Source organism: Mycobacterium sp. 236(2023), assembly GCF_029623955.1.
Classification (GTDB): Bacteria; Actinomycetota; Actinomycetes; order Mycobacteriales; family Mycobacteriaceae; genus Mycobacterium.
Window position 1 is genome coordinate 180,388 of the sequence record NZ_JARSBP010000002.1, and the last position, 20,612, is coordinate 200,999.

The 20,612-nt window shown below is 67.1% G+C and carries 18 protein-coding genes; 5 read left to right on the top strand and 13 right to left on the bottom strand.

The annotated features are described in order from the left end of the window. Positions 1 to 9: 9 nt before the first annotated feature. A complete protein-coding gene (locus P9A17_RS03390; protein ID WP_278037194.1) occupies positions 10 to 990 on the top strand; it encodes a 2-hydroxyacid dehydrogenase in 981 nt (326 codons plus the stop codon). A 47-nt stretch (positions 991 to 1,037) separates the two neighbouring features. On the opposite strand, the gene P9A17_RS03395 is transcribed toward P9A17_RS03390, so the two are convergent. From P9A17_RS03395 to P9A17_RS03425, 7 genes are all read right to left on the bottom strand, one after another. After that, positions 1,038 to 2,030 (bottom strand): zinc-dependent alcohol dehydrogenase family protein, encoded by a 993-nt coding sequence (locus P9A17_RS03395; protein ID WP_278037195.1) that lies wholly within the window; start codon positions 2,028 to 2,030, stop codon positions 1,038 to 1,040. 14 nt (positions 2,031 to 2,044) lie between these two features. After that, positions 2,045 to 3,997, bottom strand: a complete 1,953-nt coding sequence (locus P9A17_RS03400; protein WP_278037196.1) for a thiamine pyrophosphate-dependent enzyme — start codon at positions 3,995 to 3,997, stop codon at positions 2,045 to 2,047. Continuing rightward, entirely contained in the window at positions 3,994 to 5,619 is a 1,626-nt protein-coding gene (locus P9A17_RS03405; RefSeq protein WP_278037197.1) for a glutamate synthase-related protein, read from the bottom strand. Before P9A17_RS03405 ends, P9A17_RS03400 begins: the two co-directional genes overlap by 4 nt. After that, complete coding sequence (locus P9A17_RS03410) at positions 5,616 to 6,560, bottom strand: DUF5996 family protein (protein WP_278037198.1); 945 nt, start codon at positions 6,558 to 6,560, stop codon at positions 5,616 to 5,618. Before P9A17_RS03410 ends, P9A17_RS03405 begins: the two co-directional genes overlap by 4 nt. Before the next feature lie 36 nt (positions 6,561 to 6,596). Next, the gene (locus P9A17_RS03415) at positions 6,597 to 7,238 is read right to left on the bottom strand and encodes a sigma-70 family RNA polymerase sigma factor (protein ID WP_278037199.1); all 642 of its coding nucleotides are present in this window, start codon (positions 7,236 to 7,238) and stop codon (positions 6,597 to 6,599) included. Further along, on the bottom strand, positions 7,235 to 7,627 hold the full coding sequence (locus P9A17_RS03420; protein WP_278037200.1) for a hypothetical protein: 393 nt from the start codon (positions 7,625 to 7,627) through the stop codon (positions 7,235 to 7,237). The genes P9A17_RS03415 and P9A17_RS03420 overlap by 4 nt, the downstream gene beginning before the upstream one ends. Positions 7,628 to 7,705: 78 nt before the next feature. Continuing rightward, on the bottom strand, positions 7,706 to 8,266 hold the full coding sequence (locus P9A17_RS03425) for a TetR/AcrR family transcriptional regulator (protein ID WP_278037201.1): 561 nt from the start codon (positions 8,264 to 8,266) through the stop codon (positions 7,706 to 7,708). Between the two features lie 129 nt (positions 8,267 to 8,395). Between P9A17_RS03425 and P9A17_RS03430 the strand changes: the two genes are divergently transcribed. Together P9A17_RS03430 and P9A17_RS03435 are read left to right on the top strand one after the other, a co-directional pair. Next, positions 8,396 to 11,131, top strand: coding sequence for an AAA family ATPase (locus tag P9A17_RS03430; RefSeq protein ID WP_278037202.1), 2,736 nt, complete (start codon positions 8,396 to 8,398; stop codon positions 11,129 to 11,131). 109 nt (positions 11,132 to 11,240) lie between these two features. After that, positions 11,241 to 12,152 carry a DUF559 domain-containing protein gene (locus tag P9A17_RS03435; protein ID WP_278037203.1) on the top strand — a complete coding sequence of 304 codons (912 nt, stop codon included), beginning with the start codon at positions 11,241 to 11,243 and terminating at the stop codon, positions 12,150 to 12,152. 32 nt (positions 12,153 to 12,184) lie between these two features. Here the strand turns inward: P9A17_RS03435 and P9A17_RS03440 are convergent, their stop codons facing one another. From P9A17_RS03440 to P9A17_RS03465, 6 genes are all read right to left on the bottom strand, one after another. Next, positions 12,185 to 13,108 (bottom strand): LysR substrate-binding domain-containing protein, encoded by a 924-nt coding sequence (locus P9A17_RS03440; protein ID WP_278037204.1) that lies wholly within the window; start codon positions 13,106 to 13,108, stop codon positions 12,185 to 12,187. Then, positions 13,108 to 13,587: a hypothetical protein gene (locus P9A17_RS03445; RefSeq protein ID WP_278037205.1), complete on the bottom strand. Its 480-nt coding sequence runs from the start codon at positions 13,585 to 13,587 to the stop codon at positions 13,108 to 13,110. Before P9A17_RS03445 ends, P9A17_RS03440 begins: the two co-directional genes overlap by 1 nt. Before the next feature lie 40 nt (positions 13,588 to 13,627). Beyond that, positions 13,628 to 14,887 (bottom strand): glucarate dehydratase family protein, encoded by a 1,260-nt coding sequence (locus P9A17_RS03450; protein ID WP_278037206.1) that lies wholly within the window; start codon positions 14,885 to 14,887, stop codon positions 13,628 to 13,630. A 4-nt stretch (positions 14,888 to 14,891) separates the two neighbouring features. Beyond that, complete coding sequence (locus tag P9A17_RS03455) at positions 14,892 to 15,821, bottom strand: 5-dehydro-4-deoxyglucarate dehydratase (protein ID WP_278037207.1); 930 nt, start codon at positions 15,819 to 15,821, stop codon at positions 14,892 to 14,894. A 39-nt stretch (positions 15,822 to 15,860) separates the two neighbouring features. Next, positions 15,861 to 17,453 carry an aldehyde dehydrogenase (NADP(+)) gene (locus P9A17_RS03460; RefSeq protein WP_278037208.1) on the bottom strand — a complete coding sequence of 531 codons (1,593 nt, stop codon included), beginning with the start codon at positions 17,451 to 17,453 and terminating at the stop codon, positions 15,861 to 15,863. A gap of 88 nt (positions 17,454 to 17,541) precedes the next feature. Next, positions 17,542 to 18,228 (bottom strand): winged helix-turn-helix transcriptional regulator, encoded by a 687-nt coding sequence (locus P9A17_RS03465; RefSeq protein ID WP_278037209.1) that lies wholly within the window; start codon positions 18,226 to 18,228, stop codon positions 17,542 to 17,544. Between the two features lie 111 nt (positions 18,229 to 18,339). On the opposite strand from P9A17_RS03465, the gene P9A17_RS03470 reads away from it, so the two are divergent. Next, positions 18,340 to 18,537: a hypothetical protein gene (locus P9A17_RS03470; protein WP_278037210.1), complete on the top strand. Its 198-nt coding sequence runs from the start codon at positions 18,340 to 18,342 to the stop codon at positions 18,535 to 18,537. A gap of 303 nt (positions 18,538 to 18,840) precedes the next feature. Then, positions 18,841 to 20,598 carry a bifunctional serine/threonine-protein kinase/transporter substrate-binding domain-containing protein gene (locus tag P9A17_RS03475; RefSeq protein WP_278037211.1) on the top strand — a complete coding sequence of 586 codons (1,758 nt, stop codon included), beginning with the start codon at positions 18,841 to 18,843 and terminating at the stop codon, positions 20,596 to 20,598. Positions 20,599 to 20,612: the final 14 nt, after the last annotated feature.

A 20,612-nucleotide genomic window follows, 5' to 3' on the forward strand; every position in this document is an offset into this window, starting at 1 on the left:
TTGGTCAGCGTGGGAAATCACTTTGTCGTTGATGCCGGCGTGTTACAGGTCGGGCCGCTGAAGCCGTCGCTCGCGCGCACCCTCGCCGACGACTACAAGGCGCAGGTGCTGCCCGATGCGGCCGCCGACCGCGCGGACTTCCTGGCGCGGCACGGCGCCGACTTCACGGTCGCGGTGACGTCGGGCCGCACGGGCGTCGATGCCGCGCTGATGAGCGCTCTGCCCAATCTCGGCGCGGTGGTGAATTTCGGCGTCGGCTACGACACCACCGACGTCGACGCCGCTGGAACTCGGGGCGTCGGGGTGAGTAATACCCCCGACGTCCTGACGGACTGTGTCGCGGACACGGCCGTCGGATTGACGATCGACACGCTGCGGCAGTTCTCCGCCGCGGATCGTTACGTGCGTGCCGGCCGGTGGCCGGTCGACGGCAATTACCCCTTGACCCGCCGGGTGAGCGACACCCGGGTGGGCATCATCGGCCTGGGTCGCATCGGCAAAGCAATTGCCCTGCGACTCAGTGCCTTTGGCTGCTCCATCAGTTACCACAACCGCAACGAGATCGCCGACTCGCCCTACACCTACGCCGCGTCGCCGGTCGAGCTGGCTCGCGGGGTCGACGTGCTGATCATCGCCGCGGCCGGCGGAAATGGCACCCGCAATCTGGTGGACGCCGAGGTCATCGACGCGCTCGGCCCGCAGGGCTACCTGATTAACATCGCCCGCGGCAGCGTCGTCGACCAGGACGCGCTGGTCTCGGCGTTGGTGGACCGTCGCCTCGCCGGCGCCGGCCTCGACGTGTTCACCGACGAGCCACAGGTGCCCGAGGCGCTGCTGGGCCTCGACAACGTCGTGCTGCTCCCGCACGTGGGCAGCGGCACCGAGGAGACCCGCGCGGCGATGGAAGAGCTGACGCTGCGCAACCTCGACATCTTCCTGAAGACGGGCGAGCTCGTCACGCCCGTCCCCATCCCCGTCTCCGCGAAATAGCATTCCGGGTCGCGATCAGTCCCCCGATCGCAGCCCTGGCTTCACGCTCATGATGCGGCCGGTAGCTCCACGGTGTCACCCGCCACGTCGATGGCGACCTTGCCGCGCAGCGCATACGAGCGCCTGTTCTCCAGAAGTGCGTGCGCCTCGCCCACGCGTGCGAGCGGAAGCGTCGCGCCGATCACCGGCTTGACGAGGCCACGCTCGACCAGCGTGGTGAGTGCGTCCAGCTTTCCCCGGTTCTGTCGTGTGAAGACGAAGTGATAGGCGGCGTTGCGGCCCCACGCCTCGAAGAGGTTCTGTGGTCGCGCGATGTCGACGATGCTGACGACGCGTCCGCCGTCGGCCAGTGCCAGCGGGCTTTGGGTGAGCGTGTCGCCGCCGATCGTGTCGAAGACGACGTCGACCCCCTTGCCGCGCGTCACCTCGGCTACGGTGTCGACGTAGTCCCCGGACGCATAGTCGACCACCACATCCGCGCCGAGAGAGCGCACGAACTCGTCGTCGCCGGCCCTCGCGGTGGCGATCACCCTCGCTCCCATGGCTTTCGCGACCTGGACTGCGATCGTGCCCACGCCGCCCGCGCCGCCATGGATGAGGACCGTCTCGCCGACGGTGAGCTGGGCTCGCGTCACGAGGGATTCCCAGACCGTTCCACCGACCAGGGTCAGGCTCGCCGCCTCGAGATGGCTGAGGTTCTCGGGCTTGCGCCCGACCAGGTCGACGTCGGCGACGTGCTGCTCGGCGTAGGAGCCCGGACCACCGAAGATCTGGGGCGTGTAGTACACGGCGTCGCCTGCGTGGAACTCGGTCACGTGAAAGCCGACCTCCTCGATCACACCGGAGATGTCGTGACCGATGATCGCAGGCAGCGGAACAAGATCCGCGTAGTCTCCGCGACGAATTTGATAGTCGAGGGGGTTGACGGCGGTGGCGTGGATGCGCACCCGCACCTGGCGGGGGCCGACGTGCGGCACCGAGACGTCGGACAGCTCGAAGGCGTCGGTTCCGCCGAAACGTGTGAGCACAACAGCTTTCATCGAATCTCTCATTTCTAGTGCGATGCGGGGTCGGTCCTGATCTCCACCATGGCGGGGCCGGGGTGATCGAGTGCCTCGGCGATCGCGGTCACGAGGTCGGCCCGATCGCTGACACGCCTGCCGTAGGCGCCGCAGTCACGGGCCAACGCGGCGAAGTCGGGATTCAGCAGCGACGTCTGCCAGACCGCGTACTCGGCGCTGCGCTGCTCTTCGCTGATCTTGGCGAGTTCGCCGTTGTTCAGCAGGATGTGGGTGATATTCATGCCGTACTTGACGGCCGTGGTGAACTCGGCGAGGTACTGGCCGAAACCGCCGTCACCGGTGACCGCGATGACGGGACGGTCGGGCGCCGCTGCCCACGCCCCCAGAGCTGCCGGAATTCCGAAGCCGATCGAACCGAGATACCCCGACATGAGAACCGCTTGTGACGTCGGTTCGAAGTATCGTCCGAACGAGTAGGCGTGGTTGCCGACGTCGACCGTCAGGACGGCATTCTCAGGTGTCAGGCCATTCAGCTCGTGGAAGACAGCAGCGGCAGACACCCGCCCGCCGGCCGGGGTCGCAGACGCGCGGCGGGCCTTCTCCGTGCGCCAGACCGCCCAGCGTTCGGCGATCTCGGGGCGTTGGTCGATGATCGACGGGTGGAGGTGGAGGCCCTCTGCCATCGCTTGCGCGGTGACGCCGACGTCGCCGAGCACCGGCACCGTCACGGGCCGGAACCGGCCGAGCATCAGCGGATCCGTGTCCACCTGCACAGTGGGTTTGTAGGGGGAGATGCCGCTGTGGTTCGAGAACGAGGCGCCGAACACCAGCAGGAAGTCTGCCTTGTTCATCATCCAGGAGGCGACGGGTGTTCCGGAACGGCCGAGCACGCCGCACGCCAGTGGGTGCCTGTCGGAGATCTGTCCCTTGGCCTTGAAAGTCGTCAGAATCGGCGCATGTAATCGCTCAGCTAGTGAAATAACGTGAGCCATATCGTCTTTGGCGCCGGCACCCACCACGATGACGGGCCGGGTTGCCGCAGCGATCCGGGTGAGGGCATCTCCGAGCGCCTGCGCGGGCGGACCGACGCGAAGGTCGGGCATCCGTCCGATGGGGCTGACGGCGGGTTGTTGCGGTGCCGGGAGTACCTGCACCTCGTCGGGCAGCACGAGGTGTCCGACTCCGCGCCTGAGCACGGCGTGCTTGATTGCCATCGCCATCAGTTCGGCGTGGTCGGACCCCGAACGGACCATGGACGAATAGGTGGACACGTCCGCAAACGCGGCGAGTAGATCGATGTCCTGGAAGGCGCCTTTGCCTGCGACGGCTGAATCCACGTTGCCGGACAGCGCCAGCACCGGCGCACGATCTGCCTTCGCGTCGTAAAGACCCGTCAGCAAGTTCGTCGAACCTGGTCCCGCGATACCGAAGCATGCCGCAGGCCTGCCGGTGATCTTCTCGTACGCCGATGCCGCAAAGGCAGCCGCCCCCTCGTGGCGGATACCGAAATAGCGCAATCTGCCGGCGTTCTCGGCGCGGTGCATCGCCTCTGCCATACCGAGATTCGAATGGCCGACCATCCCGAAAACCGTGTCGATTCCCCAGTCGGTCATCGTCTCGATCAGCACGTCGCTGACTGTACGAACGTGGGGTGCAGGTGGTGGCGTGCCGACGTAGACGCCGTCCGCGCGGACCTCGACAGGGTAGGTCGGGACGTCGAAATCGGGCCCGCCCGCGGCTTCACCGGTGAAGGGGTCGAAGTCGAAGCCGTGCCAGGGGCACCGGATCTTGCCGTTCTCCAAGGTGCCCTGCCCCAGTGGCCCGCCTTGATGGGGGCAGCGGTTGTCGATGGCGCCGAACTCACCGCCCAATTTGGTCAGTGCGACGGACTTCCGACCGACGGGGCATACCTCCACCTCGCCCTCGTCGAGTGAGTCCGGGTCGATCGCTCTGTGCCACTGCGTCTCTCGTTGATCGGAACTCACAGCGGCGTCACTCCTGCGTAGGGGACCCCGCTCAGATAGGCGAAGTCGCGGTCGAACGTGATGAGATCGTCGAGCTGGAAGTCGGCGAGGCGCCGGTGACCACATGCCCTGGCGAGAATGGTCATCAGCTCGACGGTGGACTGCAGAAAGCGGTGCAGGCGTTGCGCGGCCAGCGTCACGGGTAGCCGGTCACGGAGGTGGGGCTGCTGGGTGGCGATCCCCACCGGACAGGCGTTGCTGTTGCACGCGCGCATGCCCACGCACCCGATGGCCTGGAGCGCCGAGTTGGACAGCCCGATGGCATCTGCGCCCAGTGCCAGTGCCTTGACCATGTCGGCTGCGGTGCGGATTCCCCCGGTGACGGCGAGGGTGACGTCGTGGGCCGCGGACGCGGTCAGGTGCCGCCGTGCCCTGGCGAGTGCGGGGATCGTCGGGACGGAGATGTTGTCGCGGAACAGGGTTGGTGCCGCCCCTGTTCCTCCGCCGCGACCGTCGAGGATCAGGTAGTCGACGCCGATCGTCAGCGCCGCGTCGATGTCGTGTTCGATCTGCTGCGCACTCAACTTGTATCCGACGGGAATGCCGCCGGAGGCTTCGCGCACCTGTGCGGCGAAATCGCGGAACTGGTCGAGCGCGGTCCAATCGGGAAACCGGGCGGGAGAGATCGCGGCGGTTCCCTCCGGAAGGCCTCGTACCGCGGCGATCTTGCCGGTCACCTTGCTTCCGGGCAGGTGACCGCCGGTTCCGGTCTTGGCGCCCTGGCCGCCTTTGAAGTGAAAGGCCTGCACCTTCTGCAGATGCCGGAGATCCCACCCGAAGCGGGCCGAGGCGAGCTCGTAGAGGTAGCGCGAGTTGCGCTGTTGTTCTTCGGGGAGCATGCCGCCTTCGCCGGAACATATTCCGGTGCCTGCCATTTGCGAGCCCTCCGCCAGCGCCACTTTGGCCTCCTCCGACAGTGCGCCGAAGCTCATATCGCTGACGAACAGCGGAATATCCAGCACCAGTGGCTTTTTGGCGGCCGGCCCGATGACGGTCTCGGTGGTGACCGGTTCGTCCTCCAGTAGCGGCAATCGGGCCAGCTGCGCCGTCACCAACTGGATCGACTCCCACTTCGGCAACTGATCCCTGGGCACGCCCATGGCGGCCATCGGTCCGTGGTGGCCGACCCTGTCGAGACCGTGCGCGGCAAGCTCGTGGATGTGCGTGACGTAGGGCTCGTCGGGGGAGTCGGCCGGCTTGATCCAGCGCCCCTGATAGCCGTCGTCGGCGTACGCCACCGGATCGGCACGCTTGAACTCCGCCACCGAGGACTCGTCCAGGTACACGGCGCCGTCGGCGACCCAGGCGCGAAACGTGTTGAGCGACACCGCTGGGTTCACGGGTGAGACGCCCGTCTCGGCGTCGTAACGCCAGCCGTGCAACCCGCACACGACCAGGTTGCCGTCGACGTGCCCGTCCCCCAGTAGTGCTCCCCGATGTGGGCACCGCCCGTGCAGGGCTGACACGCTGTCACCTCGGCGGATGAGGATGATGTCCACACCATCGACCGACACGGGATGGGGCCGGTCAAGCGTCAGGTCATCAAAAGACGCCACCCGCACTGCATTGGCGGTACCCGTCATCGCGGCAAGACTTTGTGCGTCCAGCGGCCAGGGTCGCCTTCGAGATTGTGTCGATCCCATCCCATCAAGTCGGCGGCCGCGCCATAGGTGAACTCGAGGAACTCCATCACCGCCGCGTCGGGGTCGTCGGCCTGGCGTGCAACCTCATACGGCAACAGGTACTGCCGCAGGCCGGTGTCGTAGACGACACCGTCGGGCGGCGTGGCCGCATCGGCGTAGCCGGCCGGTTCGGGATAGGCGTACGAGTAGAACGCGCCCTCGGCCGCGCCGCCGGGCCAGAATCCGCAACTGCTCAGTTCGTGCGAATATCCTTCCTCCATCACCCAGTCGCCGCAGTTCGGCACCCCTCCGGGATGCCGGGGTGCGAGGCGACCCGAGAATCGGGTGCAGGCCAGATCGAAAGAACCCCAGAAGAAGTGGACAGGGCTGACCTTGCCGATGAACCGGGCGCGGAATCGGCCGATGACACGGTCGGCCTGGATCAGCTGTCGCCAGAAGGCCTCGGCTGCGACGGGGTCGTAACCGATGTGCGTGTCCTCGACGAAGGGAATGGCTGGGTGTACTTCGTTGGGGCCGTCCGAGATTCGCGTCTCGACACCCAGATCGCCGAGAGCATCCAGAAGTCCACGGTGGAAGTTGGCCACGGAGACGCCGCGCAGATCGATGGCGGCGGCACCGCCGTCACTCACACGCACCGTGAGCACGTGGTCGACGAAGTCGAACTCCATGTCGAAGGAACCGGTCCCCACCGGGATCGCGGATGTCGTCAATCCTCGTGGCGACACGTAGAGCGGCACCTGCCACCAATGATTGAGCAACGGTGCGTGGGCCAGTCGCACCTTTCCGACGATCTGGCTCCACATGTGCAGCGACCTGCGTGTCGGCTCCCAGTCATCGACGAGTAGCGCCGGCCAGCCTTCACCCGTTGGGGTGTCGGTCATTCGAACCTCCCTGTTGTTGTGGAGCTGATGTCGGAACTACCCCGCCCGGTGTACTCCGCTGTACCCGCGGTCGGCGGCGAGTGCGGCCAGCAGGACGCGCAGCCGAGATCGGCCGCGGTGAATGCGTGACATGACGGTTCCGATTGGTGTGCACATGATTTCGCTGATATCCCGGTACGTGAGACCAGCGACGTCGGCGTAGTACACCGTCATGCGGAATTCGGCGGGCAAAGCGTCCAGCGCGCTCTTGATGTCTTCGTCGGGCAGCATCTCCAACACCTCCACCTCCGCCGAGCGCAGTGCTCGCGGTGAACGCTCGACGTCTGCCATCTGCTGGAAGGCGGAGTCCGTGGCGGTGTGTACTTCGGTGGGCCGTCGCGTGCGCTTGCGGTAATCGCTGATGTGAGCATTGGTCTGGATGCGAAAAAGCCACCCTTTGAGGTTCGTCCCTCGCTGGAAGGTCCTGAAGTTCGCAAACGCGCGAATCATGGTTTCCTGCACCAGGTCCTCGGCGTCGGCGCGTTGGAGCGTCATTCGGGCGGCCCCACCCAAGAGCGTGTCCAGCAGCGGGATCACGTCGCGTTCGAACCGCGCTGCGAGTTCGGTGTCCGTCTCGTCCGTCAGCGCAACGGAGTTGCTCGTGATGATCTGTGGTGCAGTGCTTTCGAGGTCTGTCATGGATTTCCGGCGGCGGGCAGGAGGCGTTCGTGTAGTGCGATGACGGCTTGCATCGGCCGCAGGTGAATCGACAGCGAACCGACCTTGCCCTCGGTGTTGATGCCGATCAGGTCGACGCCGCTGAGCTCCGTCGTCCCTATCCTGATGTCCGTCGCGACTGCAAAGGATCCGTCTCCCGAGATGATGTGGGTGACCGTGAGCTCGTCGATGACGTCGAGGAGCCGAGCCACTGCTTTGGCGACCTGCTCTCGGCCGACGACGGGATCAATGTCGATCGGGCTCTCGAGAATCACGTATTCGGCGAATCGCGCGGCGGCGCGCGTGGCATCGCGGGCTTGTAGAGGCGTCAAGAACGCCGATAGTGCTGCTGGAATCTCTTCCACAGTCATGGCATCAGGCTGCCGGTACCGGCGCCGCCTTCGCGTCGGTGAAAGACCCTTACTGTTCCCGCCGAGACGGACGGTAGATCAACGCACTCCCGCGAAGACGAGGTCCAGGACCCCGTCGATGTACTCGGGTTCGAGTGGCATGGCATGAATCAGCCGATACTCGATGACCCCGTAGAGCAGGTCGCGCATCGTCGCCCAGTCGGCGTCGGCGCGCATCTCACCACGCTGCTGCGCCAGGGCGGTGCGGGCGCGGAAGTCCTCGATGTTGGGCGCGATGATCTGGTCGAAGAGGGCGCGCAACAGGTCGTGGTCGGACTGGCCGGCGGCAATCAGGCATCGGTATGCCGGGCCGAAACCGGTGGTAGTGATCAGCTCCAGGATCGCGGTGAGCTGGGTGCGGATGTCGGCGACGATGTCGCCGGTATCGGGGAGCGTGACGACGGTGCTGAGGCTTTCGGTGGCAGCTTCGAGGATCACCGCGCCTTTGGACGGCCACCAGCGGTAGATCGTCTGCTTGCTCACGCAGGCCCGCCGGGCGATCGCTTCGATCGAGATGTTGTCGTATCCGAGTTCGCCGATCATCGCGATGGACGCGTCGAGGATGGCCCGTCGCGAGTGCTCGTTGCGGCTTGCAGGCATACCGCAGACCGTAGACCAGAGGGACGCAAAACTGATGCAATACGGTCCGGTCCGTATTGACGGGTTGGGGACTGTCTCCTACTGTCGTGGTAGCCGCAAGGCGGCAGCCACTTCGGAAGGAAGCGGATCGTGTCCGTCGAGCTTTGTTCTCCCGCGCCGGATGTCCTGCTGGGTCGACGTGCAGAACGCGGTGCAGTCGACCGACTTCTGACCGAGGCAGCTGCAGGGCGCAGCGGGGTGCTCGTGGTGCGCGGGGAAGCGGGGATCGGCAAATCGGCGCTGCTTGCGTACGCGGGCGAATCCGCTCTCGCGCTGAGTATCCGGGTGGAGTCTTCGGTCGGGGTCGAAGCTGAGACACAGTTCGCGTTCGCCGGCCTGCACCAGCTGTGCGCGTCGTTTCTCGACCGCTCCGAGACGCTGCCGGACCCGCAACGCACCGCACTCGACGTCGCGTTGGGTCGCCAGGCCGGCGCCGCGCCGGATCGATTCCTGGTCGGGCTGGCTGTCCTCAACCTCCTCTCCGAGGAGGGGCCGATGCTGTGCCTGGTCGACGACGCGCAATGGCTGGATCAGGCATCTGCTCAGGTGCTTGCGTTCGTCGCACGGCGGTTGGGGGCCGAACGGCTGGCGCTGATCTTCGCGGTACGCGACCCCTGCGAAGGCGCCGACCCGCTGGCCGGGTTGCCCGAGTTGCGCGTGGACGGGCTGGGGGACGCCGACGCCCGGGCGCTGCTGAAGACTGCGGTGTGCGCTCCGCTCGATGACGGGGTCCGCGACCGTATCGTCGCCGAGGCGCGCGGTAACCCGTTGGCGCTGTTGGAACTTCCCAGCAGTGTGCAGTTGGCTGGTGGCTTCGGGCTGCCCGACGCTGTGAGCGTGCCGCGCCGAATCGAGGACAATTATCGGCGGCGCTCGAACAGCCTCCCTGCCGAAACGCGTCAGCTGTTGCTGGTGGCAGCGTCCGAGCCGACCGGCGATGCGGAGCTGCTGTGGCGCGCGGCTGATCACCTGGGGATCGACCGCGAGGCCGCCGCACCCGCGGAAACCGCAGGTCTGCTGGAGATCGACACTCGCGTCCGGTTCCGTCATCCGCTGGTGCGGTCCGCGGTTTACCGTGCCGCCTCGGCACCGGAGCACCGTAGGGCCCACTGCGCCCTCTCCGCGGCCACCGACCCGCGCGATCCGGATCGCCGCGCGTGGCATCGTGCGCAGTCGGTACTGGGGACCGACGAAGAAGCCGCCGCTGATCTGGAGCGTTCGGCCGACCGAGCATTGGCCCGCGGCGGATTCTGCGCCGCCGCAGCGTTTCTCCGGCGTGCGACCGACCTGACGCCCGACCCGGCCCATCGCGCGAGACGCGCACTGGATGCCGCCAACGCCGAACACTGCGCCGGCGCGCCCGAAGCCGCGCTGGCGCTGCTCGAGGGTGTCGACGCCGGGTTGCTGGACGGACTGCAACGCGCCCGGCGGGAATTGCTTCGCGCCCAGATCGCCTTTCATCTGACGCAGGGCAGCGATGTGCCGCGGATGCTGCTGGGCGCCGCCCAGATGTTGGCGCCGCTGGATCCGGCCCTGGCTCGTCTGACCTACCTGCAGGCCTTCGACGGGGCGACGATCACCGGGGGTTCGGGCGCCGGACCCGGTTTGTCGGAGCTTGCCGAAGCGGTCCGTGCCGCTCGAGCGCCGACTGGGACGCCGAGCCCCTCCGATCTGCTGCTCGGCGGGTTGGTCGCCGTACACACCGATGGATTCGATTCCGGCGCACCACTTTTGAGACGGGCTCTGGAGACGTTGCGTGAATACCCATTCCCGGTCGAGAGGGTCCGGGCCGGCGAGGCCGGCAACTGGCTGTCGTTGGGCGCACGGACCGCGATTGCTCTGTTCGAGGACGAACTGACCATCGACCTGGCCGACCGCAACGTCCGGCAGGCGCGTGAAGCCGGAGCCCTCGCCGCGCTACCCACAGCGCTGACCGTAGCGGCGTTCGCGCGGATCTACACCGGCGAACTCTCCCGCGCCGCCGAGTTCGCGGACGAAGCCGCGGCGATATCGGAAGTGTCGGGCGCGAAGCCGTTGAGCTACGCGCACACGTACCTGAATGCCTGGCGCGGAATAGATTTCGACGGCGCTGTCCGCGGGGGGGAATCACGGGGCATCGAAGCCACGGTGTCCATGGTGGCAATGGCGGTATTGCACAACAGTCGCGGCAATTATCCGGCGGCGCAGAGTGTCGCTTCCTTTGCCAGTGATTCATACGAGCCGGGGATCAGGGGGCTGGCGCTGTACGAGCTGGTCGAGGCTGCCTCCCGCGCCGGTGATTCGGAATCCGCTTGTCGCGCAATGGAGGAGCTTGACGCACGAGCCCGGGCCAGCGGTACCGAGTGGGCGCTTGGTGTTGCCGCGCACTCGCGAGCGTTGACCAGCAGTGGAGCGGACGCAGAAGAGCTCTACCGCGAAGCGGTAAAGAGGCTTCAGAACTGCCGGATGCGCGCGTTCCTTGCCCGCGCCCATCTCGTCTTCGGTGAGTGGCTGCGCCGCGATGGCCGCCGCAGCGACGCACGCGAACAACTCCGCACCGCCCACTCGCTCCTGTCCGAGATGGGCGCAGAGCTGTTCGCTGCCCGCGCCGCCCGTGAGCTGCGTGCCACCGGCGAGCGTGCACGCAAACGGACGTCTCAGCCCAGCGACGCGCTCACCGCCCAGGAGTTGACCATCGCGCGATACGTCGCGACCGGGGCAACGTCGCGCGAGGTCGGTGAACAGCTCTTCCTGAGCCCGCGCACGATCGAAGCGCACCTGCGAAACATCTTCCGGAAGCTCGGCATCACCTCCCGCCGACAGCTCAGGGAACTGCACCTGCCCTAGCCGTCCCCGCCCCCGCCGAAACGGAATTCCAGCAGCGGAAGTTCGAGTAGGGGCCTGCGTAGTTTCCGTCTGGGCGAGAGGTGTCGGTGCGGCTCACCAAGATGCCGTCATGGGGGAGATCTTCTTGGGGACCGAGGCGGTCGCTGCCGGCGTCGTCACCCGGCATGAACTGGCGCGCTGGTGCCGGCCCGTGTTTCCGAATGTCCACGTTCCGAAGGGTCAGGTCGTGACGCTGCGGGACCTGGCGGTCGGTGCGTGGCTGTGGTCGGGGCGAACGGGCATCGTGACGGGTCTGGCGGCCGCGAGGCTCCACGGTGCGGCATGGATCCCCGACGACGCGGACGTGGAATTGATCTTCGAGAACACCCACCCGCCGCGAGGGATCGTCGCGCGCAACGAACGGATCGCATCCGACGAGTGGGATCTGATGTCAGGCGTCCCAGTGGCCAACGCGGCGCGCACGGCATTCGACCTTGGCAGGTTTCGGCGCCGCCTCGACGCGGTGGTGCGGCTGGATGCGTTGATGCGCGTGAGCCCGTACTCGACCGAGGACGTGATGATGTTGACCAAGCGCTACCGCGGCGCACGCGGCGTCGCCCGTGTCAAAGCGGCGTTACCGTTCGTCGACGGTGGCGCCCAGTCTCCGATGGAGACGTACTGGCGGATGCTGGTCGTGCACTGCGGCTTCCCGTCACCTGCCACGCAGATCCCGATCTTCGACGAGGACGGCTACCCGGTTCGGGTTGTCGACTTCGGCTGGGAGGAACTGAAAGTCGCGGTCGAGTACGACGGCGATCAGCACCAGAGCAACCGCGCCCAATATCTGAAGGACCGGGATGTCATGCGCATTCTTCGGCGTAGAGGCTGGGAAGTGCTCTGCGTTGTCAGAGAAGACCGGCGCGACGACGTCATCGCCCGGTTACATCGGGCGATGGTCTCGCGCGGGTGGTCAGGTATCTCGTTCGCCGATGCCGTGACCCGCTCCCGCGAAACGGAATTCCAGCAGCGAAAGTTCGAGTAGGGGCCTGCGTAGCTTCCGTCTCGGCGTGAAAGCTAGCTGACGCCTTCGACCAGATCGTCGGTCGTCCACTCCTGTTGCGGCAGGACATCTTTCAAAACCCTTACCAGCGCCGGGTTCGTCGAATCGCCACGCCACACCGCATCGAGCTCGACGGGCCGCTCGCGGAACGCGCCGATCGTGCGGAACACGACGCCTTCGGGGTGCAGCGTCGCCGCGGACGCGGGCACCAGCGCGATCCCGATGCCCGACCGGACGAGCACCAGCATGGTGTGCACCTGCGTCACGTATTGCACGTAGCGCGGCGTCGCCCCCGCGATCGTGAACGTCGAGATCAGCAACTCGTTGAAATACCGCGCCTGCACGGGCGAGTACATGATGACGTCCTGGCCGTCGAGGTCGGTGAGCGTCAGCTGCCGCGACATGTCGGCCAGCGGATGCCCGGCCGGCAGCGCCGCCACCAACTGCTCGTGCAGCAGCGGCCGCGACACCAGGCCAGGCCGCTTCAGCGGAGGACGGGCCATCCCCAGATCCAGTTCACCCGTCATCAGGCCTTCGATCTGGGCGGCGGTCACCATCTCGCGCAGGTCCAGCTTCACGTCGGGCAGCCGCTCCCTGGCACGTTCGAGCAACCGGGGCAGCACGGCGTGTGCCGAGGCCGCCGTGAAGCCGACGACGACGGTGCCGAGGTCACCGGCGGGGATGCGTTTGACGGTCTGCGCGGCCCCTTCGGCGAGCTGCAGGATGCGCCGCGCGTCGGGCAGGAACGCCGCGCCGGCCGGGGTCAGCGTGACGGTCCGCGTGGTGCGGTCGATCAGCTGCACACCGAGCTCGTTCTCCAGCTGCTGCACCTGGCGGGACAGCGGCGGCTGCGTCATGTGGAGCCGCTCTGCCGCACGACCGAAGTGCAGTTCTTCGGCGACGGCGACGAAGCAGGACAGCCGGGCAAGTGAGAACATCAGGCCTGTGACGTTAGCTTGATCGCCGCGATCTTCAGCCGGTCGGCCGCGTCCTCCCATTCGGCGATCGTCGGCAGCCGATCGCCGGCGAACGTCATGCCCATCTGGCGCTGCGCCTTCTTCGCGCCGTAGGACGTCGCGATCCGCTCGCAGAGCGCCGCCACCGCAGCACGATCGGTGATCAGGTCGCCGCGCATCGTGCGCGTCTTGCCTTTGAAGGAGACCTGCGCGTCGGCGCCGTCGCGGAAGTTGTACTTCCACTGCGCCTCGAGCACGACGTAGAGACCGCCGTCGAGCTGGTGGGCGCTGACGGGGGTGGAGTACTTCTTGCCGGATTTGCGGCCGGTGAAGCTGACGAGCATGAAGTCGCCGATGAGTCCGCCGACCGGCGTCTTCAGCAGGATCTTCAGCGCGGGGTTGACCACCGAGAGCATGGCTTCCGGCGGGTGTGCGGCATCGACGGCCGGCTGATCAGTCATGCGTCCACCGTAGGACGCGCGGGTCAGCCCCGGGACGGATTTACCAGCGGGGGCTGGCCAGCTCGAACGACGGGTCGACGGTCTGCATGTAGCCGGTGTCGTCGCGGTCGCGGATGCCGCAGCGCACGTACTGCTCGTGCAACGCATCCAGGGCGTCCTCGTCGATCTCGACACCCAGACCCGGCGCGGTCGGGACGGGCACAGAACCGTCGACGAACGTCAGTGCGCCGTCCTTGACGACGTCCTCGGTCTTCCACGGCCAGTGCGTGTCACACGCGTAGGTGAGGTTCGGCGTCGCGCCGGCCAGGTGCACCATCGCGGCCAGGCTGATGCCCAGGTGCGAGTTGGAGTGCATCGACAGGCCGAGCCCGAACGTGTCGCAGATGCCGGCCAGTAGGCGTGAGCGCTGCAGCCCACCCCAGTAGTGATGGTCGGAGAGAACGACTTTCACCGATCCCTTGGCGACGGCCGGGGCGAGTTGATCGAACGCGACGACGCACATGTTGGTCGCCAGGGGCATCGGGGACTGGGCCGCAACCTCGGCCATGCCGTCGAGACCCGGGGTCGGGTCTTCGAGGTATTCGAGGATGCCTGCCAGCCCGGAGGCGACCTTGACCGACGTCTGCGGGGTCCATGCAGCGTTGGGGTCGAGTCGCAGCGGCACGCCGGGGAATGCCCGCGCCAGCGCTTCGATACCGGCCATCTCCTCTTCAGGAGCGAACACGCCGCCCTTGACTTTGATTGCGGTGAAACCGTATTCGTCGACGATGCGGCGGGCCTGCGCGACGAGGCCATCCGGATCCAGCGCTTCTCCAAACTTGTCCGGCTCCTGGCCGGGATGCGCCGCCCACTTGTAGAACAGGTAGGCGCTGAACGGGACGGCGTCGCGGACCTTACCCCCCAGCAGGTCCGAGACCGGCCGTCCCAGCGACTGGCCCTGCACGTCGAGGCAGGCCACCTCGAACGGCGACAGGACCTGGTCGACGGCCGAGGCGGTGGTGATCATGCCGGCGGTGCCGACGGCGGCGGTGTCACCCTTGAGGCGGGTGTCGATGGCGGCGCGAATCAGATTGAGCGAGAACACGTCCAGGCCGGTGATGGCCTCGGCCGCGGCCTGCAGTCGCGCCAGGTGACGGGTGTCGGCGTAGGTCTCGCCGAGGCCCACCAGACCCGCATCGGTGTCGAGCTGGATGATCGCCCGCAGCGCGTAGGGCTGGTGCACGCCCACGGTGTTCAGCAGCGGGGGATCGACGAACGCAACGGGCGTGATGCGTGCGCCGGTGATGCGGATCTGGGACATGCGGTCAGACTGCCTGTGTCAGGGCGTCGGCGAGGACGGTGCGGCCGGCGGCGACGATCGAGGCGAGCTCGGCGAGGTCGTCGGAGGTCGGCATGACCAGCGGCGGGCGGACCGGTCCTGCGGGCACGCCTTCCATCGTGACGCCGGCCTTGACGAGTGAGACCGCGTAGCCGGGCACGGTGTCGCGCAGGCGCACGAGCGGGATGAAGAACGCGTTGAGCAGTGCGTTGGTCAGCTCGCTGTTGCCGGACTCCAGCGCGTTGTAGAACGCCAGCGCCAGGTCGGGGGCGAAGGCGAACGTCGCCGACGAGTACAGCGGCACGCCGATGGCGCGGTAGGCCAGCTGCGTGGTCTCGGCGGTGGGCAGGCCGTTGAAGAACAGGAAGTCGGGGTCGACCTGGGTGGTGACAGCCTGGACGATACGGGCGACCTGATCGAAATTGCCTGTGCCGTCCTTGAATCCGACGACTGTCGGGATCTTGGCGACGGCGATCGCGGATGCCTCGGTGAACTTCGCGTTGTTGCGGTTGTAGACGATGACGGGCAGCGAGGAAGATGAAGCGACCTCGGCTACGTAATCAACCAGCCCGGCCTGGGGGACCTCGACGAGGTAAGGCGGCAGCAGCAGGATGCCGTCGGCTCCGGCTTCCTTGGCCGACACCGCGAACCGCTTGGCCTGCGCGACGGAACCGCCCGCACCGGCGTAGACCGGGACGCGGCCGGCGACGACCTCGACAGCGGTACGCACGACGTCGCCGAACTCGCCGTCCTCCATGGCGTGGAATTCGCCTGTGCCACAGGCGATGAACACGCCGCCGGGGCCGGCATCGACGCCCTTGGCGATGTGGCGGGCCAGCGCGTCGAGGTCGACGGCACCGGACTCGGTCATCGGCGTGACGGGGAAGAACAGGACGCCGTCGAAGTTGGGACGCATTGCAGGCCTTTCAGTGCTTTTCGGTGGTGGGTTACTACGTCAGTCTTGGGTGAGTTCGCCGTCGACGCGGCGCCAGATGTTGTCGGGGTTTCCGTCAGCGATGGCGCTGGGCAGCAACGACTTCGGAACGTCCTGGTAGCAGACGGGGCGTAGGTAGCGCTCGATGGCCCGGGATCCGACGGACGTGGTGCGTGAGTCCGAGGTGGCGGGGAACGGTCCGCCGTGGACCATTGCGTGGCACACCTCGACGCCGGTAGGCCAGCCGCCGAACAGGATTCGGCCGGCTTTGAGCTCCAGCAGCGGGAGCAGCTTGCCGGCTTCGTCCAGATCGGAGTCGTCGGCGTGCACGGTGGCGGTCAGCTGGCCTTCCAGGCCCGCCACGACGGTGCGCAACTCGTCGGCGTCGGCGCAGCGCACGATCAGGCTCGACGACCCGAACACCTCGGCCTGCAGCGCTTCGGACTTCACGAAGCTCGCTGCATCGGTGGTGAACAGGGCCGCCTGGCCACAGGTTTCGCTGCCACCCACTTCGCCGCGAGCCACCAACTCCGCTTCGCCGGAGAGCGATTCGACGCCCGAGGCGTAGCTGCGAGCGATGTTCGGCGTGAGCATCGGGGTGGCCGGGGCAGCCGAGAGTGCCTGCGACGCGGCGGCGACAAACGACGTCAGACCGGGGCTGTCGACAGCGATGACAAGGCCGGGGTTGGTGCAAAACTGGCCCGAACCCATCGTCAGCGAGGCGACGAACGCCTTGCCGAGTTCGGCGCCGCGGGTGTCGAGAGCTCCGTCGAGGAGGAACACCGGGTTGATGGAGCTCATCTCGGCGTACACCGGGATCGGCTCGGGGCGGGCAGCCGCGGCGGCCACGAGAGCCGTTCCCCCGGTTCGGGATCCGGTGAAGCCGACGGCCTTGATGCGCGGGTCGGTGACGAGCGCGATGCCGAGCTCCTGGCCGGACCCGAACAGCAGCGAGAACGTGCCCTTCGGCAGCCCGGAGGATGCGACGGCCTCGGTGATGGCGCGGGCGACGAGCTCGGAGGTGCCGGGGTGGGCGTCGTGCGCCTTGACGACGACGGGGCAGCCCGCGGCGAGTGCCGACGCGGTGTCGCCGCCGGCGACGGAGAACGCGAGGGGGAAGTTCGACGCGCTGAACACGGCGACGGGGCCGAGCGGGATGAAGCGCTGGCGTAGGTCGGGACGCGGCAGCGGCGCGCGGTCAGGCAGCGGGGTGTCGAGGCGGGCGCCGTTCCAGCTGCCCTCACGGAGCACGGACGCGAACAGGCGCAGCTGGCCGGTGGTGCGGCCGACTTCACCGGTGATCCGGGCCTGCGGCAGACCGGACTCGGCGACGGTGCGGGCGATGAGGTCGTCTTTGATCGCCTCGATGTTGGCGGCGATCGACTCGAGGAACGTGGCGCGCTGTTCGGAGGTCGTGGCGCGGTACACGCCGAAGGCGTTAGCGGCCGCGGCGCACGCCGTCTCGACATGGGTGACGTCGCCGTGCGCGTAGGCGGGCTCCAGCGATTCTCCGGCGGCCGGGTCGAACGCGCGGACCTCCTTGCCGGTTCCGCGGACGGGTGTGCCGGCGATGAGCATCTCTCCGGTGAAAGTTCCAGGGATCGTCGCAGTCATGCCTTAAACGGTAGGAAACATATCCATGCCTGTCCAAGACCATTTCGCACATCACTAATGCTTGAATGGCATTAGTCGGCGCCGAGGCCTAACGCGCCAGGCGCTTCTCGATGACGCCGACGAGCGCGGCCGCGGCGGCAGGTTCGCCGGACATCGCGAGGCTGCCGTCGGCGACGGCGTCGTCGAGCGTGATCCGGTGGCCGACGATCGCGGCAACGGTGGTTGCCGACGACCGCACCGTCACGTCGCCGGGCGTCGCGGGGGCGCCCGGAGTCACCGTCACCTTGCCGTCGAGCAACCGTAAGCAGGCGGAGCTGTCGTCGATGTGGAACTCGTAGACGGCGTCGAGGTCATGGGGCCCGTCGCGCCGGACGTCGGCGGCGAGAAAGCTCAGCAGCCATTCGGCGCGGAACGCCTCGTGTTCGGCGTCGGCCTCCGACATCTGATGGCGGGCGCCCCACATCGCGAGAGGGATCACCGCTTTGGCGAGTTCCCTTCCGGCGTCGGACAGTTCGTAGACGACGGCCGAGCCGGGCTGGTCGAGTGCCAGCCGTCGTTGCACGATGCCGTCGGATTCCAGCTGCCGCATCCGGTTGGCGAGCAGCGAGGTCCCGATGCCGGCGAGCGCGTCCGCCAACTCGGTGTAGCGCTTCGGCCCGGACGTCAGCTCCCGCACGATCAGCAGCGTCCAGCGCTCGCCGACCACGTCGAGCGCGTGCGCAAGCCCGCAGAACTGGCCATAGGTCCGTCGCGACACGTCGGCAAGCCTACTCATCGCACTCCCGTTTCCCACGTGAACTCACATATCTATTGGTTACTTCTAAATCTTATGTTACGTTCCAGAAAGAGAAGCGCAAGCCTCTGAACTGCGAAGAAAGGTAATGACATGGCATCCATACCTGGCTTCTGGCCGTGGCCTCGATGGGATCTGACCGGTTTTCTGCGAATAAGACCCAAAGTTGTCGAGGCCGCGATTGCCGAGGCGGTGGCCCGTCCAGAGCTCAAGAGACGGCGGACCTACGCGCCGGCGCGCGATGCGTTTCTGGAGAATTCGGCCATGCGACGGGAGATGCACCGGCTCTGAACACGTGCCCGCCTGGCGGCGGCGAAATCGCTGGTCCGTCCGCCGTGGTAACCGTTCTCCTACCGCAGCGCGCCCAGTCGGGCAGCGAAACCACACCTTCGGCCTCGCCCATGACCTCTCCCGTGTCGGCGCAGCGTGGTAAGAATGCTGAACCCCAGTAGCACGCCGTGGCGTCGCCCTGCGCCGGGAGGTCCAAATCGGGCAAACCGGTGGTGAGGCGGCTGACATGCGTCCGGGCAGCCCCGGCAAACATCATGTAGCTTCAATCGACTATCCGATTGGCCGCAGCCGAGGAGAACACCGGTGAATGCGACACCATTCGGGCACTATCAGCTGCAAAAGCTGATCGGCCAGGGCGGGATGGGTGAGGTCTACCAGGCCTACGACACCAAGACCGACCGTGTTGTCGCGCTCAAAGTTCTCCCTCACCACATGGCGCAGGACGAGATCTTCCAGACGAGGTTCCGGCGCGAATCGCAGGCCGCCGCGGGCATCAACGATCCGCACGTCGTCCCCATCCACGGCTACGGCGAGATCGACGGCCGGCTCTATCTGGACATGCGCCTCATCGAAGGCCGCAATCTCGGGACGATGCTGCAGGAAACCGAGAAGCCGCTCGGCGCCGCATTCGCCGTCACGATTGTCGAGCAGGTCGCCAACGGCCTCGACGCCGCGCACAGCCTCGGCCTGATCCACCGCGACATCAAGCCGTCCAACATCCTCATCACCGGCCGCGACTTCGTCTACCTGATCGACTTCGGTCTGGCGCGCACCGCGGGGGAGAAGGGTCTGACGACGGCGGGCAGCACGCTCGGCACGCTGGCCTACATGGCGCCGGAGCGCTTCGAGGGCGGCGAGGTCGACGCACGTTCGGACATCTACGCGCTCACGTGCGTGCTCTATGAATGTCTCACTGGCTCACGGCCTTATCCCGCCGACAGCCTCGAACAGCAGATCGCCGGCCACATGGTCTCGCCGATCCCGAAACCGTCGGACGTCGATCCGCGGCTCGGTGCGTTCGACGAGGTGGTCGCCAAGGGCATGGCGAAGAAGCCTGCCAAGCGCTACCAATCTGCCGGTGAGCTCGCGCAGGCGGCGAAGCGTGCGCTCAACGCGCCGGTGCGGCGGACCGGGAGCCATTCGCGTCACTCGGCCCGTACGGAACGCAAGGGGTCGCGCAAGGCGCTCGTCGTCGCCGGCGTCGCCGCGCTCGTCATCGCCGCGGGCGGCGTCGGCTTGTGGCAGTGGGCGCCGTGGAAAGGGGACGACGGGCCCGGCCTTCCGGCGGGCGCGGTACCCGAGATCGCGGCGACGGTGCCCGCGGAGATCCGTGACACCGGCCGGCTCGTCATCGGCGTGAACGTGCCGTACGCGCCGATGGAGTTCAAGAACGCCGACGGGCAGCTCGTGGGCTTCGACGTCGAGCTGATGAACGCGGTGTCGCGCGTGCTCGGGCTCGTTCCCGACTACCGGGACACGTCCTTCGAGACGATCCTGCCCGCCGTCGTCGACGGCACCTACAACATCGGCATGTCATCGGTGACCGACACCAAAGAGCGCGAAGAGCTCGTCGACTTCGTCACGTATTTCGAGGCGGGCACGCAGTGGGCCCGCAGGCCGGGCGCGTCGATCGGGCCGGCGTCGGCGTGCGGCGTCAAAGTCGGTGTGGCCGACGGAACGCTGCAGGCCACCGAGGAACTGCCGGGCAAGAGTGATCTCTGCTCGGCTGCCGGGATGCCCGCGATCGACATGGTGGTGTTCAAGAGCCAGGACGAGGTGACGACCGCACTGATCAAAGGCGAGGTGGACGCGATGTCGGCCGACTCACCGGTCACGGGTTTCGCGATCAAGCTCAGCCGCGGCGATCTCGTGCCCGCGGGTGACGTGTTCGACTCCGCACCCTACGGCTGGCCGGTCGCGAAGGACTCGGGTCTGTCCGAATCGCTGCGCCTGGCGCTGGAACATCTGATGGAGACCGGCGAGTACCGGGCCATCGCCACGATGTGGGGCGTCGAGCGCGGCATGATCGACAAGCCGTTGCTCAACGGCGCGACCAGGTAGTTCCGCGCATGGTC

What these genes read in the sequence shown, in the direction of transcription:
- P9A17_RS03395 (WP_278037195.1), bottom strand. Translation starts at nt 2,030, where the DNA reads ATGAAAGCTGTTGTGCTCACACGTTTCGGCGGAACCGACGCCTTCGAG.
- P9A17_RS03405 (WP_278037197.1), bottom strand. Translation starts at nt 5,619, where the DNA reads ATGACGGGTACCGCCAATGCAGTGCGGGTGGCGTCTTTTGATGACCTG.
- P9A17_RS03410 (WP_278037198.1), bottom strand. Translation starts at nt 6,560, where the DNA reads ATGACCGACACCCCAACGGGTGAAGGCTGGCCGGCGCTACTCGTCGAT.
- P9A17_RS03415 (WP_278037199.1), bottom strand. Translation starts at nt 7,238, where the DNA reads ATGACAGACCTCGAAAGCACTGCACCACAGATCATCACGAGCAACTCC.
- P9A17_RS03420 (WP_278037200.1), bottom strand. Translation starts at nt 7,627, where the DNA reads ATGACTGTGGAAGAGATTCCAGCAGCACTATCGGCGTTCTTGACGCCT.
- P9A17_RS03425 (WP_278037201.1), bottom strand. Translation starts at nt 8,266, where the DNA reads ATGCCTGCAAGCCGCAACGAGCACTCGCGACGGGCCATCCTCGACGCG.
- P9A17_RS03435 (WP_278037203.1), top strand. Translation starts at nt 11,241, where the DNA reads ATGGGGGAGATCTTCTTGGGGACCGAGGCGGTCGCTGCCGGCGTCGTC.
- P9A17_RS03440 (WP_278037204.1), bottom strand. Translation starts at nt 13,108, where the DNA reads ATGTTCTCACTTGCCCGGCTGTCCTGCTTCGTCGCCGTCGCCGAAGAA.
- P9A17_RS03445 (WP_278037205.1), bottom strand. Translation starts at nt 13,587, where the DNA reads ATGACTGATCAGCCGGCCGTCGATGCCGCACACCCGCCGGAAGCCATG.
- P9A17_RS03450 (WP_278037206.1), bottom strand. Translation starts at nt 14,887, where the DNA reads ATGTCCCAGATCCGCATCACCGGCGCACGCATCACGCCCGTTGCGTTC.
- P9A17_RS03455 (WP_278037207.1), bottom strand. Translation starts at nt 15,821, where the DNA reads ATGCGTCCCAACTTCGACGGCGTCCTGTTCTTCCCCGTCACGCCGATG.
- P9A17_RS03460 (WP_278037208.1), bottom strand. Translation starts at nt 17,453, where the DNA reads ATGACTGCGACGATCCCTGGAACTTTCACCGGAGAGATGCTCATCGCC.
- P9A17_RS03465 (WP_278037209.1), bottom strand. Translation starts at nt 18,228, where the DNA reads ATGAGTAGGCTTGCCGACGTGTCGCGACGGACCTATGGCCAGTTCTGC.
- P9A17_RS03470 (WP_278037210.1), top strand. Translation starts at nt 18,340, where the DNA reads ATGGCATCCATACCTGGCTTCTGGCCGTGGCCTCGATGGGATCTGACC.